The sequence below is a fragment of the Edaphobacter paludis genome (assembly GCF_039993895.1).
GTDB lineage: Bacteria > Acidobacteriota > Terriglobia > Terriglobales > Acidobacteriaceae > Edaphobacter > Edaphobacter paludis.
On sequence record NZ_CP121194.1, the window covers coordinates 2,928,623 to 2,946,820 of the forward strand.

8 protein-coding genes are annotated in these 18,198 nt (G+C 57.2%); 3 read left to right on the forward strand and 5 right to left on the reverse strand.

Going from position 1 to position 18,198, the window contains the following annotated elements:
- Positions 1-30: 30 nt before the first annotated feature.
- From P4G45_RS12210 to P4G45_RS12225, 4 genes are all read right to left on the reverse strand, one after another.
- Positions 31-2,430, reverse strand: a complete 2,400-nt coding sequence (locus P4G45_RS12210) for a transglycosylase SLT domain-containing protein (protein ID WP_348266754.1) — start codon at positions 2,428-2,430, stop codon at positions 31-33.
- A gap of 146 nt (positions 2,431-2,576) precedes the next feature.
- On the reverse strand, positions 2,577-4,373 hold the full coding sequence (locus P4G45_RS12215; RefSeq protein ID WP_373694200.1) for a CRTAC1 family protein: 1,797 nt from the start codon (positions 4,371-4,373) through the stop codon (positions 2,577-2,579).
- Between the two features lie 236 nt (positions 4,374-4,609).
- Positions 4,610-6,430, reverse strand: coding sequence for a tetratricopeptide repeat protein (locus P4G45_RS12220; RefSeq protein ID WP_348266756.1), 1,821 nt, complete (start codon positions 6,428-6,430; stop codon positions 4,610-4,612).
- A 109-nt stretch (positions 6,431-6,539) separates the two neighbouring features.
- Positions 6,540-8,354, reverse strand: a complete 1,815-nt coding sequence (locus P4G45_RS12225) for an alpha-glucosidase (RefSeq protein ID WP_348266757.1) — start codon at positions 8,352-8,354, stop codon at positions 6,540-6,542.
- A gap of 630 nt (positions 8,355-8,984) precedes the next feature.
- On the opposite strand from P4G45_RS12225, the gene P4G45_RS12230 reads away from it, so the two are divergent.
- The gene (locus tag P4G45_RS12230) at positions 8,985-12,575 is read left to right on the forward strand and encodes a TonB-dependent receptor (RefSeq protein WP_348266758.1); all 3,591 of its coding nucleotides are present in this window, start codon (positions 8,985-8,987) and stop codon (positions 12,573-12,575) included.
- 255 nt (positions 12,576-12,830) lie between these two features.
- Entirely contained in the window at positions 12,831-13,751 is a 921-nt protein-coding gene (locus P4G45_RS12235) for a tetratricopeptide repeat protein (RefSeq protein WP_348266759.1), read from the forward strand.
- Between the two features lie 30 nt (positions 13,752-13,781).
- Here the strand turns inward: P4G45_RS12235 and P4G45_RS12240 are convergent, their stop codons facing one another.
- Positions 13,782-15,551, reverse strand: a complete 1,770-nt coding sequence (locus tag P4G45_RS12240) for a patatin-like phospholipase family protein (protein WP_348266760.1) — start codon at positions 15,549-15,551, stop codon at positions 13,782-13,784.
- Positions 15,552-15,748: 197 nt separating this feature from the next.
- Here P4G45_RS12240 and P4G45_RS12245 point away from each other — a divergent pair, with 197 nt between their 5' ends.
- A complete protein-coding gene (locus tag P4G45_RS12245; RefSeq protein ID WP_348266761.1) occupies positions 15,749-18,178 on the forward strand; it encodes a RecQ family ATP-dependent DNA helicase in 2,430 nt (809 codons plus the stop codon).
- Positions 18,179-18,198 lie beyond the last annotated feature (20 nt).

Here is an 18,198-nt window from a genome sequence, read left to right on the forward strand (position 1 = left end):
CGGCTTCTTCGGTTTGAACGGCGAATGCCTCTAGCTGCCCGGATACAAAATTCTATACATTTCCCGGTTGCGCAGGATCGCCTGAACGTACTCACGCGTCTCCGAATAGGGGATCGACTCGACAAACTCAGGAATGTCTTTGTAATCGTTGCTCGACATCCATCGCCGTACCGGACTGTCACCCGCGTTATAGGCCGCCAGAGCATACTCTTTTTGGCCGCCAAACCGGTCCAGCACCTGCTTTAAATTTATAGTTCCGAGTTCGAGATTCACCTTCGCGTTCAGCAAGTCGTTTGTCTTGAAATGCTTGATCTTCTGCTTCTTCGCGATTGATTTGCCGACCGAAGGAATCAGTTGCATCAAGCCATACGCATTCGCACGGCTCACCGCACCCGCATTGAACTCCGACTCCTGGCGAATCAACGATGCTACAAAGTAGGGATCGAGTCCGTTCTTCTTCGATTCGGCCACAACATCCGGCCAGTAAGGCTGTGGGAACAGCAGATGCCAGTAAAGCGCCGGCACCTGGTCCACCGGCAGCGAATAGAACGATATGCCGCAGTGCTTCATCGACTGTACCGAGCGCGTGTACTCGCCATAGGAGGCATAAATCTCCGCCTCCGCCAGCGCTCCCCACTCGCTCGACGTCTCGCTCGCCTGAATCTCCGGCCCGATGTACTCGTTCAGAGCTGCATTGGCCAGCAACCGCGCCTTGATCAGATGTGGTTCATTCTCCGGCAGTTCGCCGGTCAGATCAGGAACTTCTAGCTGCGGCACGGCGCTCAATACGGGCGAGGGCGCCACGGGCGTCTGCGTCCCCAATACCTTCAGCCGCTCTCTCGCCAGGTTCGCATAATAGAAGTTGGTGTAAGTCGTAGACAGCACGCGGTAATAGTTCACCGCCTGGGAAAAGTTGTGCTCCTCATCCTCGTAGATGCGAGCCCGCCAATAAAGCGCAGACGACACCTCGACGCCCGACGGATACATCTGAATCTGCTCGTCCATCAGCCGCGCCGCCTCGGCATAGTTGCGCAGTCTGTAGTTCATCCAGGCCGCGCGCCAGTGAGCCGAAGGAGCATACAGGCTGTTGGGAAACATCTTTACCAGCATCGAGTAGTGATAAGTGGCCTGCTTCTCGTTGTGCTTCAGCAGATACATGTTGCCGCCCGAATACAGGGCTTCCTCCAGCCACCGGCTCTGGGGAAAGCGCTGAATCATCTGAGCAATCAAGGCGTCATGTCCGGCCTCGTCGTCCTCGTCGCGCGATAGCTCAGCCAGCATATAGAGCTTGAGGGCAGCGCTATCGCCAGTAGTCTCCGGCAGCGCCTCCACCTGCTTGCGGCTGATGTGCTTCAGCTTCAAATCGCAGACCGCCGAATAGAGCTTCAGCACATCGAGATCGGTGGCACTCAGGCCATCGCTGTCCTTTGCAATTGCATGGTATTCCTCGCTCGCCGCCGAATACTGCTTCGCGTTGAAGAGCTGGTCGGCATGGATCTTGCGCTCTGCCACGGTGAGAGGGACGCCCATCGTCTGCAACTGCGCACGGGACTGCCCCGCCTCAAAGCTCAAAGGCTCCTTCAGATAGATACTGCGAAAGATAGCGGCAGCGCGGGCGGTGTCGCCTGACATCTGGTAGGCCCGTCCCAATGCGTAGCGAAAGCCCACATGCGATGCCTGCTGCGTCTCCTGCAGCGGCAGCAACACCTTCAGCGCGGCCTGTGGATTGGCCTGCTGCAGATAGGCGTCGGCAAGCATTACAGGAGCGTCCGCGTTGAAGATGCTTCCGGGATGCTGTTCCGCAAAGTTGTCTAGCAGCGCATACGCGTCTGCGCCGCGACCGGCCTGCAACGAGGCTTGCGCTCCCAGATAGTCGGCATAATCATCCAGCGCCTTTCCTGCCCGGCTAGCCTGACGAAAAGCGTTGGCCGCATCGTCATACTTATGATCCAGCATGTAGGCATGACCCAGCGCGAGATACGCCGCAGCCGCTCCCTCCCCCGGATGCGACCGGGCATAGCTTTCGACGCCGCTATACGCCGCAGCCGACCGGGTCGCCGTCAACTGCTGCGCCATTGGCCGCAATTGCTCGGTCGCATGAAATGCGCTGGTCAGCTTGATGCTCCGCGCCGTTGCCTTGGGGGCAGCATGATGCTTCCTGTGTGCGGCAATCCTCCTGCTCTTTGCGCTTCGAGTAGAGACAGAGGCCCGAGTCTTTCGAGTTGTTTTCTTGGAGGTCTTGTTCCCCTTGACGGTGCCGCGCTTTTTGGCGGCTGAAGTCTTCGCCTGAGCAGACGACCCTTTTTTAGCAGTTTTTGCGACTTTCGAATGGGAATGGGAGTGTCCGGCTGATTTCGCCGTCTGCGCGACCGCGCCGTTACCCAGAACAACCATCATTCCGACCAGCAGAAATCGAACCAAAACCGCCATAAAAACTCTGGGACCCTTACTCACTATCAACTCACTCTTTTTCCCGACCACATATCTACTCTAAGCTGCGGACGCCACGCTGGTATCGCAGGAGTCCCGGGCAGAACCAGAACAGGTACCGCAAAGCCCGATCATAGAGGCCAACTTCATACTCCTTGCGCGCCGCCTGCCCTTGGCAGACCAGACGCTTTGGACGTTGCCGGTATAGAAGACGCTGCCACGCCCATGGCTACTGTCTTCAGAATCTTGCCGCCCTCCTGAATGACATAAAGATGATTGGCTGCGAGGTCCGTCAGTTTATCCTGCACGCCGGACGGCCACCTGATCTCCACCGAATCGGCTTTCACCGCGTGATCCAAGCCAAAGTGAATGCGCAGGTCATTTTGCGAATAGTAGCTTCCGCCGCTTCGCACCTCGTCAATCTGAACGAAAGGCTTCCCGGTGTTCGGTATCGCAGTAGTTACGCTGATCTTCGCGCCAATGCCGGCGCGGTTGGACTTTATCCCCACGGTACGGATCTTGATCCAGTTCCGTCCCGTGGTCGAATCGCAGCGAAGCAGTTGCGGCAGGCTGTTGACGCAGTTGACGACCACATCGACGTCACCATCGTTGTCATAGTCTCCAAAGGCGCAGCCGCGCGCTGGTGCGGCCTCGGTGATGCCTGGGCCACCCTGCTCCGTCACCTCTTCAAACTGCCCATTGCGCAGATTGCGATAAAGATACTTGTGCTGCGCGTAAGGGGCGTCGATGCTGGTGCCATCCACCTCTGGGTAGACGTGCCCGTTGCAGACCAGAATATCCAGCCAGCCATCGTTGTCCATGTCGAAGAAGCCAACCCCCCAGCCGAGTAGTCGAGTATTGACTCCAAGGCCAGCGAGGTAGGTACGATCATCGAAGCTGCCATCGCCAAGGTTGGCGTAGAGTGAATCCGTGTCGCCGGCGAAGTTGGTTTTGACCAGATCGAATCTGCCGTCGCGATTGTAGTCACCCACGGACACGCCCATCCCCGCCTGCGGCTTCCCATCAGGTGAGTATGCGACGCCGGACTCGATCGCCACATCCTTGAACGTCCCGTCCTTTTGATTCTGATAGAGAGTCGCCGCAGTAGAGTCATTGGCGACGTAGATATCCGGCCAGCCATCGTCGTCGAAATCGGAGACCGCCACCGAGAGCCCATAGGTGCCAACCGTCTCCCACATCCCGCTCTTCTGCGAGACGTCGGTGAAGGTGCCATCGCCGTTGTTGTGATAAAGGATGTTCTTGCCGCCCTGCAAACCGGGTGGCCCGCAGGCCACTTGAATCCCTTTATACTGGCAACCCGCGGCCTCTGGAAGCGGGGCTGTCTTGATGTCGAAGTCGATGTAGTTGGCGACAAACAGATCGAGATGCCCGTCGCGGTCGTAATCGAGAAATGCGCAGCCGGAGTTCCATCGGGTCTTCGACTGCCGCAGTCCAGCTTTCTCCGTCACGTCAGTAAAAGTGCCATCGCCGTTATTGCGGTACAGCACGTTCTGCCCGTAGTAACTCACGAACAGATCGTCCCAGCCGTCGTTGTTATAGTCGCCAACGCAACATCCCTGGCCCCATCCTGTCCGTGCTACGCCGGCCTTTATGCTCACGTCGGTAAAGGTGCCATCGCGATTGTTCTTGAACAGGCGGGAGACTGGTTCCTGTCCTTTGGGGAATCCCTCCAGCCGCGTGCCGTTGACGAGAAAGATATCGAGCCAGTCATCGTGATCGTAGTCGTAGAAGGCCACACCGCAGCCCGTCGTCTCAATGAGATATCGGTTCTTGTGTTCTCCCCCATAGATTGTCTTTGCATTCAGCCCTGACTGTCGCGCCACGTCGACAAAGCTCACGCCGAGGGGTGTGCCGGTCACGGGCGAAGGAAGCCGCGTGGGCGCGGGTTGCGGTTTGGCATCATAGGTAGGCCGCGATCCCATCTGAGGCATGCCTTGAGCAATTGGAGCTGCCAGGGCGAGAACGTCATCCAGCGAGAGAACCAGCGCAGTAGAGGACAGCGACGTGAGAAAACTGCGACGAGACCAACTCAAAAGAACACTCCCCTATATTGCTTGTGAATGATCGCGCTGACATTCAAAAGCTCTCTGCCTGCCATCCTAATTTATCTGTCAAAACTTCGACGGGCCACGATGAGTACAGCCAATTGATGCGGCCTCTACGGCTGAGACGGCGCAGCATTGACTGGTGCTTGGGGAACCAGAGCAAGCTGTTGGGCCTTCTGCCGTTCGAGCGCAGCGGCTGCGCTTTGTCCCTGCCGTTCGAGTGCATCCGCCAGCGCGGAATGGGCCTCCGCATACTTTGGATCTGCATCGACCGCCGATTGCAACTGTGCCACCGCCTCGGCTACCTGCCCCTTTTTGAGAAGTGCGCGGCCTGAATCCAAAGCGAAGTTTGCGCGCTGACGGCTGACCGCAATACGGCTGAGATCGGCTGCCTTCTTGCGCTCGGCCAATGCGCCCGCGTGATCGCCCTGCTGGCTGAGAATTGCGGCAAGACTGATGTGCGGGCTCGGCTGATTCGGCATTAGCTCCATGGCCCGCCGCAGTGCAGTTGTTGCCTTCTCTAACTGACTCGTCTCCTTGTAGACATTGCCGAGGATCGCCCATGCCTCCCCGTTATCCGGACGTAATACAGTCGCTCTCTCCAGTTCAACCTGCGCATCGGCAAATCGCCCAAGTTGCATGTAGAGCACGCCCAGCGTGTAAGGAGGATCGGACAGCTGTGGGTCGAGCTCTTCGGCCTGCTTGAACTCAGGGACCGCTGCGGAAGTATCATCCTTCAGCTTGAACGCCAGCCCGAGGTCGTAGTGAAGCTGCGAGTTGTTTGGTTCCAGGGCAAGTCCCGCGCGAAACTGCTCGATCGCATGGTTCAGATCACTCTGCTGCAGGTAGGCGACACCAAGGTCTTCGTGCAGCGTCGCACTCTTCGCATTTAGCGCAAGAGCGCGGTTGTAAATGGGAATCGCGCTCTTTGCATCGCCCGTCTGAACCAGGGCGAGGCCAAAGTTTGTCAGCGCCGCAAAATCTTTTGGCCGCGCAATCGTCACCTGCTCGAAGAGCGGCAGAGCTTCGTGGGCGTGCTCGCTAGCCTGCAAGGTGAGCGCAATTTCATATTTAGTATCGATCGATGCTGGATCAAGCGCCAGCGTTCTATTCAATACAGCAAGGGCCGCTTCGTCCTGATTGTCCGCACGAAGGGCGCGCCCAAGCTGTAGAGCGTATGCAACATTCGCTTTATCAAGATCGTTCGCCTGCGCAAGCTCCGTGACCGCTGCGGCAGGCTGGTTTCGGTTCAGGTAAACGGAGCCAAGGTGAAAGTGCGCGCTCGCCAATGAAGCATCGAGCGAGGTGGCATGCTGAAACTCCGCAGTTGCCTCATCGTAGCGCTTCTGCTGTGCGAGCAATGCACCAAGGGCATCGTGCAGTACAGCGCTGTCAGGCGAGGTTTTGAGTGCGGTCTCCAACTGCCCGAACGCCTCTGCCGACGCCCCCGTCGCAGTCAGCGCGGCGGCATAAGCAATTGCAGCCTGAGAGTTCAGCGGTTCGGCATTTTCCTGGCCGAGAAGCCGAAACGTCTTCACCGCTCTCACAGAATCGTGCAGTTGGGAGTAAGCAATCGCGAGGTTGAGCGTGATACCCGCATCACGCGGATTGATCTTGTGGGCTTTATCGAGCTCCGCGACTGCGGCTTGAGCGTGCCCCTCTGCGAGCAGTACCGTCCCGAATGCACTATGCCCGGCAGCGACATCCGGGGCAAGCAGCACTACTCTTGCAAACTGCACATGTGCTGTGCGCAGATCGTTCTTAAGATACGCGGCTGATCCGGCGCGAAAGGCTTCATCAGCATCCTTCAGCCTCATGGTGGCCGAAGAAGTTGGACGCGCAGGAGGAAGGGTGGAAGTCTGCGCCCAGACCAGTGGCTGCATGGTCGCGATGACGCTATAGAAAAACAACGAGCCTGTTCGAGAAAATAGCATCCAGCGTGATTGTAACCACGCAGGAGTTGCGCGGTCTTTTGGCTTGAAAAAGGCGCCTGAGGAAAGTTGCAAAACCGTCCTCAGGCGCCCGGGTTGAAAGATGCCACCACTATTTAACGCTGCCAATCCAGGAAGCATACGGCGGCAGCGTTATGTTCTGCAGACTGCCATTCCGCTTAAGCGATGGAGCGTCGGTGAGCAGCGTGGTGACTGCCTTCCCATGCACACCTGCCGCCGAAGGATCAAGCGAGATCGTCTGCGGCTTGGCTGTAAAGTTGAGTGCCACAATAATGGCCGGGTGACCCTCCACTCCCTCGCGAACGTACGAGAGAACAGATGGGTTGCTCTCATCGATCATTACCTGCTTTCCATCACGAAGCGTCGGGTCGTTTCTGCGCATGGTAATCAACTGTTCGTGCCAGTGAAGCAGCGAAGAGGGCTCGCTCTCTTCCGTCTTCACATTGACGGTTCGATAATCCGGCGCGACAGGCAGCCACGTCGTTGCAGCATCACTGAATCCTGCATTCTTCGAATCATCCCACTGCATCGGCGTACGCTCGCCGTCGCGGCCCTTCTCCTTTGGCCAGCCGGTTATGCCGATAGGATCCTTCACATCTTCCTTGCGCGTCGGCGTGGTCGTGACCATGCCAAGCTCTTCTCCGTAATACATCAGCGCCGTTGCACGAGAAGTGAGCAAGGTCGTTGCAATCAATCGGGCGATGGCCTGGTCGTGAACACCATCTCCGTAGCGGTTCCAACTGCGAACATTGTCGTGGTTGTCGAAAACGAACAGTGGCTGATTACCGTTGATCTGCGTCTCTGCATCGTTGATCCGTTTACGGAACAAAGACGCATCCAGCTTGTTGGTGAAGCCTACCTGCATATCCATCGGCAGTTGCAACTCATTGTGCTTTGCGCCGCCATACCACTTATCCAGTTCCTGCACGTTCGGCAGATAGGTCTCTCCGATCAGCACGCGATTTCCCGGGTACTTGTCGACCAACTCACGAAGTCGCCGCATGACATCATGCACCTCCGGCAGATTGTTGGTGTAGATATCGCTGAGGTTCGGATCGCCCTGAGCGTTAGTTCCACCTGTTGCCGGTTCATCACGAAGCTGGGGGTCTTCAAAAAGTGTTGGAATTGCATCGAGGCGGAATCCGGCCACTCCGCGATCCAACCAGAAGCGCACCGAGTCGAACATTGCTTTTTCGACCTCCGGGTTACGCCAGTTCAAATCTGGCTGCTGCTTGTAGAACTCGTGATAGTAGAACTGCTTCGTTGTGGGGTCGTACTCCCAGGCAGAGCCTCCAAAGAGGCTGACCCAGTTGTTCGGCGGCAACGGTTTACCATCGGGCCCCACGCCCTTACCGTCGCGCCACACATACCAGTCGCGTTTTGGATTGTTTCTCGAACTCTTCGACTCGAGAAACCATTTGTGCTGGTCAGACGTATGGTTCATCACCATGTCCATGATGATGCGAATGTTTCGTTTCTTCGCCTCCGCAACCAGTTTGTCGAAGTCGGCAAGCGTGCCATACTGCGGGTCGATATTCTCGTAATCGGAGATGTCGTATCCAAAGTCGACTTGCGGCGAAGGATAGATTGGGGACAACCATACCGCATCGACGTCCAGCGAATGAAGGTAATCAAGCCGCTGCGTAATCCCGTTCAGATCGCCTATGCCATCTCCATTCGAATCCTGAAAGCTCCGGGGATAAATCTCGTAGATGAGGGCATGTTTCCACCACGGGCCATCGTTCTGATGCGCGCCTGAACTCCTCTGAGTCGTTGCGGTGACTGTCTGTGGCGCTTGTGCCCATGCGTGGCTCCCTGCGCTCCCCAGGGAGAAAGAGATTAGAATTCCGAGGACGGCTAGAGGCGTCCAGTTTGCGAAAATTGCCGTGCGATGGCGTTGAGTCATATTCAAAGGGTGCCTCCTGGAGTCTGCAAAACTATATAGCTCTGGCTATGCAATAGAGGCCAGTTGCTATGTCACTTGCGTCACTACAATTGCGGGCCGAACGAATGAAGGGTGCCTCGTTCAAAAATCATCATAGCAGTGGCTCACACCTGGGAACGCATCCCAGGCCGAAGCAGACCATGTCGATCTGAAATCGAATGCCACTGCCAACCACGCCTCCCAATATCGTGCAGTTCGGGCTGCGACGGGTGGACGTGCACCATGCGATATATTCGCTCTGCCAACAAATTGATCTGCGCACGCGCTACAGGGTTCTATCTCTCGGCCAGCGGTAGGTTGCATGATCGTTATTTTGCAAGGTCGTACCACCGTAAAACCATAGAATCCTACTCGAATATGTAGTGTCATATCAGCCCATAAAACATGGCGATATAACCTGTGAAAACAATTGACATTCAGTTAGACACGGACGTATGCTCCGCAACGTAACTCAAAACAAATTTTGAGCTTTCCGAGACAAAGGTTTGTTCAGTACACAACAAGGTCGGCAAGTCCACGAAAGTCCGGACAGGAACCGGCAGGGCAAAGAACAGAACCGGCTTAGCAGTACATTTTTTGGAGGACATTGATATGAACAAGATGCGAGTAAGTCTAGCTCTCTTGGCCGTCTGCCTGTTGACTCTGGCGCCCATCAGTTTTGGACAGGCGGTCTATGGATCCATCTACGGAACCATCACCGATGCAAGCGGGGCCGTCGTTCCAAACGCCGCCGTCACCGTGACGGATGTAGCGAAAGGTACATCGACCACCGTTCAATCTAACGGCAGCGGCGAGTTCACCGCCGAGCACCTTATTCCGGACGTCTACGACGTCAAGATTGAAGCGGGTGGCTTCAAGGGCTTTCAGCAAAAAGGCATCCAACTCTATGCGGATACCTCCACTAAGGTTCAGGCAGTTCTTGCCGTTGGCGGTTCCGATCAGACCGTTGAAGTCAACGCCGACTCGGTCCCCCTGTTGAAGACGGACCGCGCCGACGTTTCTACGACCTTTGCTGCGAAGGAGATTGTGGACCTCCCGATTCCGGACAGAAATTTTACGAATCTGCAACTGCTGCTGCCCGGCGCGCAACTACTGGGTTGGAACCATGCTGCGGACGAGAATCCGCAGGGGTCTAAACAGATTGAAGTAGATGGTCAGGCGTTTGCCGGAGTCGCGTTCCAATTAGACGGAACGGATAACCAGGACCCAATCCTCGGAATCATCGTGGTCAATCCAAACGCAGATTCGCTATCGGAGACCAAAATTACGACACAGAACTTCGATGCCGAGTTTGGTAAAGCGGTGTCGTCGGTAGTGACGGCACAGACAAAATCCGGGTCCAATACCTGGCATGGATCCGCGTTCGACTATCGCGAGAGCAACGCTAACCTTGCACGAGATCCGTTTACGCAGGGGCCAGCCCAGCTTTCGGCGGTCAATCCTTTTCCTCAAGGCCTGAAGAACCAGTTCGGCGGATCACTCGGTGGAAAGATAATCACGGACAAGCTGTTCTTCTTTGGAGACTACCAGGGAGTAAGGCAGAAGGTCGGCATCGCAAACGTGCAGACGGTTCCGACTGCGCACCTGGTTTCGACATGCCTTGGACAGGCTACGACAACAACTGGAACTGCAGGGTGCGATTTCAGCGACTATACGCCGGCAGTCGGGCAGCTTTATCACCAGGTAAATGGACAATCGGTTCCGTACGCCGGAAACGTTATCCCAACATCAGATCTTTCTGCTCCGGCAATCAACTTTCTCAAGCTCCTACAGCCGTACGCGCCGAATACGGCGGGCTCGGCAGTGAATGGGGTCTCAGGCCTGAAGAACAACTATGCCGGAAGTGGAACCGGCGGCTTCAACAGCAATCAGTGGGATGTTCGTATCGATTGGACGGCCAACGATCGTGTTCATGCCTTTGGGCGTTTCAGCCGGTTTACCGACACTCTGACGGGTAAGACGATGTTTGGACCAGCCGGCGGCGCAGGGTTTGGGCTGGGCGGCTATGGCGGCACCTCGCAGGGCGCCAACGACAGCGCGGCCGCAGGCGCGGATATTGTGGTGAGTCCGAAGCTGGTGACAGACGTTCGGCTCGGCTACTTCCGGTACAACATCGGCACCTCCAAGTACGACGCGGGCACAAACCTCGCGACGCAGCTTGGCGCGCCGGGTCTGAACATGGGAGACAAGACCACCAGCGGTTCACCTTCGTTCCAACTGACCGAAGTCGGCAGCTTCGGCGGCCCAAATAACTCTCAGGCTACGGGTCCACAATATGGCGCGGGGCTCAACGTCGACCGTTGCAACTGCCCCTTGACTGAGCGTGAAGACCAGTACCAACTGGTAAACAACTGGACCAGGGTAATCGGCAACCATAGCGTGAAATTCGGCGCGGACCTTCGTTATGCTCGCAACCTCAGGGTGCCGAGTGATAATGACCGCACCGGTCTTCTTTTATTCGGCACGGGACCGACGTCAAACGGAAATAACGGAACAACGGGCCTGGGTTTCGCGTCGTTTGTCACCGGAAACGTAACCCAGTTTCAGCGCTACGTGAGTACGACGACAAATGCGAAGGAGTTTCAGAAACGCGACTTCTTCTATGTGCAGGACACCTGGCGCGCTTCGCCGAAGCTGACACTCAATCTCGGCCTGCGGTATGAGCTGTATTTCCCGGAAACTGTCAATGGAAAAGGGAACGGTGCGTTGCTGAACATGGCGACTGGTTATCTCCAGGTCGCTGGTTACGGAAACATCGGCAGCAACATGAACTACCATCTCCCGAACAACACATATAACCCGCGCATCGGTGTCGCGTATCAGGTGACCCCGAACACGGTGATTCGCGCAGGATACGGGCGAAGCTTCGATATCGGCGTATTCGGCTCGATCTTCGGACATGCGGCGACCCAGAATCTGCCGGTGCTTCAAAATCAGGCAATCACCGCGAGCGGAACGGACTCTGCATTCAACCTGAGTGTCGGGCCGCCGGCTGCGACGCCGATCCCAGTGCCTGCCAGCGGATTACTGCCGAACCCTGGTTCCCAGGTAAGCTCGCGCGCGCGGCCGACGACACTTCGACTCCCGACGCTCGATGCCTGGAATGCGAGCCTTCAGCAATCGCTCACGCCCACTCTGTCCGTGACGATCGCGTATGTCGGCAACAAGGGTACCCACACCTTTGGCGACAGTTCCGGCAACACTACCAACCCGAACGAAGCCGCAATCGCCTTGTCTCCGTCGCAGAGCTTTAATGGCCAGGCCCTGCACTGGGATCCGAATCTCCCCGATATTGGTGGCGTGAGCCAGTATGTCAATGGCGTAGGACCCGGCGGCGCGGTCAACAATCAAAACCTGCTGCGGCGGTACTATGGCGGTTCCCTACCGGCCTGCAATGGCCCATGCGGATGGACCAACGACATACAAGACTTCTCCGACAACCTCGACACTCACTACAACGCGCTGCAGGTAACAATGGCAAAGCAATATACCCACGGTATCTCGCTGAATGCGAACTATGCGTGGCAGCAGGCGATCAGCGATGCGACGGGCTACTCCTCCTGGGACAAGCACATCGTAGCGGGACGCGATAGCGCGCTGCGTCAACAGCAGATCATCGTATACGGCCTGCTCGAGTTACCCTTTGGAAGAAAAAGGCAGTTCCTGGCGCACACGAACCGGGTAGTCGACCAGATTGTGAGCGGCATCCAGATCAGTCCGGTCATCAATTTCTCGAGCGGACTGCCCTTTACTTTGAGCTACTCAACCTGCAGCCAGGAGGTCCCCGGCAGCGCACCCTGCCGTGTCAACGGCGATACCCGCGGATTTCACCCCAACGTAACGGGCATTCCGGGAAACAGTTTGTCGTTCTACCCGGCACAGAATATCGACAACGGTGGAATGTTCAGGCGGCCCGCTTTGGATCAGATCGGCAACGTCGGAAGGAACACGGTTTTTGGGCCGCACTTCTTCAATGCTGACCTTTCGATCCAGAAGAACTTTACCATCCGGGAGAAATACACCTTCCAGCTTCGGGCAGATGGCTTCAACGCCTTCAACCACATCAACTGGGGCACGCCGAACGGCAATATAGACCAAGGAGGCTCCATTTCGTCAGGGCCCTTCCCAGGCGGTTCGGCGAATCCTCGACAGCTACAGTTCTCCGGTAGAGTGCAGTTCTAAACCTCAACGACAGACAGCACAAAAAGGAGGAGCCACGGCTCCTCCTTTTTGCTGGTTTATACTCGAGCCGGATCTCCTATGCGTTCCCTGCAGATAATAGTTCAACATCTTTTCCTCTTCACGCTGGCGGTGTGTTCCCTACCGTCTGGATTAGCTCAGACCAGCGCTGCTTCGACGGCACATTCACCTAATCCAACGACCTCGACCAGCGAAGCTACAGCACGCGATTCTTCGCCAGATTTAAAGCGGCTGCGCATGATGATCGATCGCGGACAAATTGCGGAGGCGTTGAAGGAACTCGATGCTCTCGCCGTGGAGCAGCCTGCGCCGCCGGGAGTCAATCGACTGCGCGGCATTGCCATGTATTCCCAGAATCGATTCGCTGAAGCCGACGCTGCTCTTGCGAGTGCATTGAAACAAGATCCCCATGATGAAGAGTCGACGCAGATGCGCGGTCTGGCTCTGTTTCGATTGGGCAAGGCTGCTGAAGCGATTCCACTGCTCGAATCGGCCCACAACTGGACCCCACAAACTCGGGTCGATCCCACCTACGTGCTCGCCCTCTGCTATATCGACACACATAATTACGACAACGCACGCAAAGCCTTCGCCCTGCAGTATGGCTTCCCACCGGATTCAGCCGCGGCCTATCTTCTCGCCGCACGCATGTTATTGCGTCGCGACTACCGCCCCATCGCGCAGCAGTTCGCGCACAAGGCCGTCGAACTCAACCCACAATTGCCGCTGGCGCACCTGCTCCTGGGCGAAATCGCACTCGCCGACGAACACGTCGATGAAGCTATCACTGAGTTTGAAAAAGAACGTACCCGCAACCCCCTCGAGGGCAGCGTCTACGACAGGCTCGGCGACGCCTACACACGCAGCGGCGACTACGTGAAAGCGCAGCAGTCCCTTCAGCAGGCGTTGTTGCTGGAGCCAAACTCAACAGGCCCCTTCATCCTGCTCGGCAAAGTACTGCTCAAAGAGAACGACCCGATGAACGCCATCCTGTACCTGGAGCGCGCGGATCGAATGGATACTGGCAATTACATTACCCACAACCTGCTTGGACGGGCCTATCGCTCCGTAGGCAGGACCGAAGATGCCAACCGCGAATTTCAAACCTCCCAGAAGCTTCAAGCCGGGGACCAGCCCAAACTCGAAACGGTTCACTAAGCATCTTCTTGAAAGGGCGCTAAGTGATCGCTATCTCTGATATGAATCGCCGAGTTGCTTGATGAGTGTCTCGGTGAGGGGACGCCGGGCAAGCCAACGGATGAAGGGCTGACCAAATCTGAGGAACCACTGGAAAACTCGTGACGGGACCAGATCAATGAGGCGGGAAATTACCTCCTTGGAACGCTTGAGAATAAGGGTGACGATAAGTTGAACTCGGTTATGGCTGATTGCGGCACGTTTGACACGAGGTAACTTTTCGCGAAGAGAGTCCGTGCACAGCGGAATGATTGGGAACCACGTGTCGCCACCTTGCTGCTGGTCGGCAGGGAGAGGGATAGCGGCCCATTGCAGCATCTCGGCCGTGTGGGCGTATGTGCCGGGCGCGGGGCGCTTGAACCTTTTGTAGACGGCCTTGCGTGCGGCCGGATCGAGAGCGGCCAGACCCTCCGCGATGATGGCGTTCTTCTCCGGCAAGACGAAAGAGGTGCTGAGAAACTTCTGGCAGTTGCGTCGACCCAGGGCGTAGTCATGCGCGCGGAACTCTCGCTCGAGAAAACCTCCGAAGGCACCCAGCGTGGCGCACTGAAGCGCTGGAGGCTGGTCTTGTGGCGAACCCGCTGCCAAGTATCTTTTTGCGAGTTCGTCGTCCGATGGGGCGATGACAAAACGGCTGAACGTAGTGCCGGTCATGATCTCGCTGAGCGATTCACCAAAGAAACGGGACTGTGAGACAAGTGCGGAGAAGAGTTCCGAAAGGATGGAGAAAATAGAGAACTTTGCCTCTGCATTGGGAATGGGTTTGAACTGTCCCGTAGTCGGAAATGGAGCGATGCTGATGACGGAGCGGTCCGCCTCCAACGGTTTCTGTTGGTCATGACCATCTTCCGGGACGGGATCAAGCGAGGCAAGATAGTCGTGGGCGTAGTTGAAAGGATCGTTATTGGTGACACCCCCATCGGCATTGAGCGTAAGAAAAGGTTGAGAAAAATTTTTTGGGAAGTTCGGCGGAACGGGCGGCGGTGTACCGGTGGCTGCGGAAGTGACCGACAACCAGTGGGGCGGCAGGTATTCGCTGACGTAGCGGTCGAGCAATCGCGGAGCGAGGAAGACCGGGAAGGCGCCAGTCGCCATCGCCGCCGTCTGGAGCACGTCCCACCCGCCAGCCTTTCCCTGAGTTGTGAGATCGAGCTTTCGTACGGTATTTTCCACCAGAGAGGTCGGCCTGGTATGAGTCGTCTCAAAGCGAATGCGATCTCCATAGAAGAACGTGGTCTCTTCGATCGAGCCAGGTGCAGCCGAGTTGAGAGAATACGGAATTCCACCCAGGTTCGTCAGCGAAAGAAAGAGCGTCAGGTGCGGAGATACATAGCGGCGCGGCGTCGGTCGTGGAACTTTGGGAGTGAGAGCATACTCCGCAATGGTGCTGACAATCGCGGAGTCAAGGAGCGAAACGATAGACCTGCGCTTCTTAATATCGTCTGTTTTAAGCAGCTCCTCAATGTCGATTAGGTTGACCCAACTCTCGTAAAACCTGTTGCTCGTGCCTCGTTTGCTTGTGTCGTGAATATGCTCGAAGTCTTCCTGCAGCATGACTGTTGCAATGGCGGCGCACATTCCTCCGGCGGAAGCCCCCGCCAGAACTTCAATGCAAACATCGTGCCGGAGAACAGCCTCGTTATTGTCTTTGGCTTTTTCCCATGCGTCCAGCGCTTCGGTAAGAAAGTCGAGGACACCGGCTGTATAGGCGCCCGCAGAGATGGCGCCCGCCATGCTGATTCCAATCTTGAAGGATGCCATTGTAAAACTACCTCCATCGGCGAAATTGAGGCTATGTCGCAGACCGCATACGGCAACCATCCTAGTCTGTAAGTCTCTTAAGGCGTAATTATCTGAAATAGCTCCTTTATGCCTGCTGGAACTACCGGTCATATCACAATCCCATGCAATTCTGGGGTGCTCAACATGGCAAACAATATGCGAAGATAGGCAAGCGCATGGATTCCGACTCCGATCCCGTAGATCTCTCCGTCCTCCTTCACCAGACCTTCGGTTTCCCGGCCTTCCGCGCCAACCAGGAGGCTGTCTGCCGCGCTGCCACCGATGGCCGCGACGTCCTTCTGGTAATGCCTACCGGCGCCGGCAAGAGCCTCTGCTATCAACTTCCCGCCATCGCTCGCGGCGGCACCGCCCTCGTCATTTCGCCGCTCATCGCCCTCATGGACGATCAGGCCGCCAAGCTCTCCGCCCTCGGCCTGCGCGTGGCGCGCATCCACTCCGGCCTCAGCCGCGAAGACTCCCGTCAAGCCTGCCGCGATTACCTCGACGGCACTCTCCAGTTTCTCTTCATCGCCCCCGAGCGAATGCGCGTCCCCGGCTTCCCTGAGATGCTGGCCAAAAAGAAGCCTGCACTCATCGCCATCGACGAGGCCCACTGCATCTCAGCTTGGGGCCACGACTTCCGCCCCGACTACCGCACCCTCGGCGATTACCTCCCTGCCCTGCGCCCCGCTCCCATCATCGCCCTCACCGCAACAGCGACCCCCACCGTTCAAAAAGATATCGCTACGCAGCTCCAACTCCATCAACCCGCGCTGTTCATCCATGGCTTCCGCCGCCACAACCTCGCCATCGAAGTTGTCGAGATGTCGAAGCCCCGGCGCAACGAGTTCACCGCCAACCTCCTCAAATCCCCGGCCAATCGTCCCGCTATCGTCTACGCCCCTTCGCGCAAAGCAGCCGAAGAGTTGGCCTCCGTCCTTGGCGGTAGCGCCGCCGCCTACCATGCTGGCCTGGAACCCAGCGTCCGTGAAAGAGTCCAGCGCCACTTCCTGTCCGGAAAACTGGAAGTAGTCGTTGCCACCATCGCCTTCGGCATGGGCATCGACAAGGCCGACGTCCGCACCGTCGTCCACACCGCGCTCCCCGGAAGCGTCGAAGCCTACTACCAGGAGATTGGCCGCGCCGGCCGCGACGGGCAGCCCTCGAGAACGGTACTCCTCCACTCCTACGCCGACCGCAAGATGCACGACTTCTTCCTTGAGCGCGACTACCCGCCACCCACCGAACTGGCTCGCCTCGCCGCCGCTCTCAATAACGACTACCAGATGCCCGACATTCTCCGTCAGCGCCTCAAAATGGATATCGAGACCTTCGATCGCACCGCGGAAAAACTCGTCTCCCAGGGTGCGGCGGCCTTCGACATTGCGGGCAACCTTCGCTCCACCGGCCAGACCAACTGGCGCTCCAGCTACGACACGCAACTTGCATTCCGCCGCAGCCAGATCGACCGCATCGTCGCCTTCGCCGAGTCTCCACAGTGCCGCATGTCTGCCCTCGTTCAGCATTTCGGCGACACCGCCGATGGTCTCCGGCCGTGCGGCCACTGCGACTTCTGCTCTCCCGAACGAGCCACGGCGCAAACCTTCCGCCCGCCCACCACACACGAAGACCGCCAACTCAGGACCATCCTCGAAGCTCTCGAAGGGGGCGCCACCAAAGCCACCGGAAAGCTACACACCGATCTCGCTCTCGGCATCGACCGCAAGCAATTCGACGCTTACCTTGACGCCCTCACCCGAGCCGGCCTCATCACCCTCACCACCGACACCTTCACCAACTCCGAAGGCACGCTTATCAACTTCAAGCGAGCCTCCCTCACTCACGAAGGCCGCACCCGCGACGAAGAAGACGACCTCAACGTTCTCCTCAAAGATGCCGCCGATCAAAAAGCCTCGAAGTCTCGCACGACAGCCAGCAGCAAGAGATCCTCTGGCAAAGCAGACAAATCCGAGGCCAGCGCAGCCTACACTCCGGCGCAAAAAGACCTCGATCAGCGCCTCCGCGAATGGCGCAAAGCCGAAGCGGCAAAGACCGGCAAGCCTGCCTTCATTGTCTTCTCCGATGCCATCCTCACCTCCATCGTCCACGCCTGCCCAACCACCATTCCAAGCCTGCTGAATATCTCGGGCATCGGCCCGGAGAAAGCCGACCGCTACGGGGCCGCAATCGTCGCCATCTGTGGTTCAAAACCTGTACCACTCGAGTACGGTGCCATCGACAAACCCGCACCGATCCGCTCTGCCAATTCACGGTCAAAAGTCTCCACGACAATCCCGCGAAAAAGCGGAGAATCCTCACCCGAACTGCACACGGAAACCTTCCAGCGCCATCGCCCCGTCGCTTCCGCCCCGGCAGAGTCCCTCACACCCGACCAACAGGCACTCGACCAACGCCTTCGCGACTGGCGCAAAGCCGAAGCCGAAAAACTTGGCCTTCCTCAATTCTTTGTGCTCGGGTCATCGACCCTGCGAAGCATCGTCCTCGCGCGCCCGCAAAATATCGCTCAATTGAAGACAATTGGCGGCATCGGCTCGGAAAAGACAGAACGCTTTGGGTCCGCTATCGTCGAAGTTTGCAAAGCCTAAAGCGAATTTTACTTAATTTT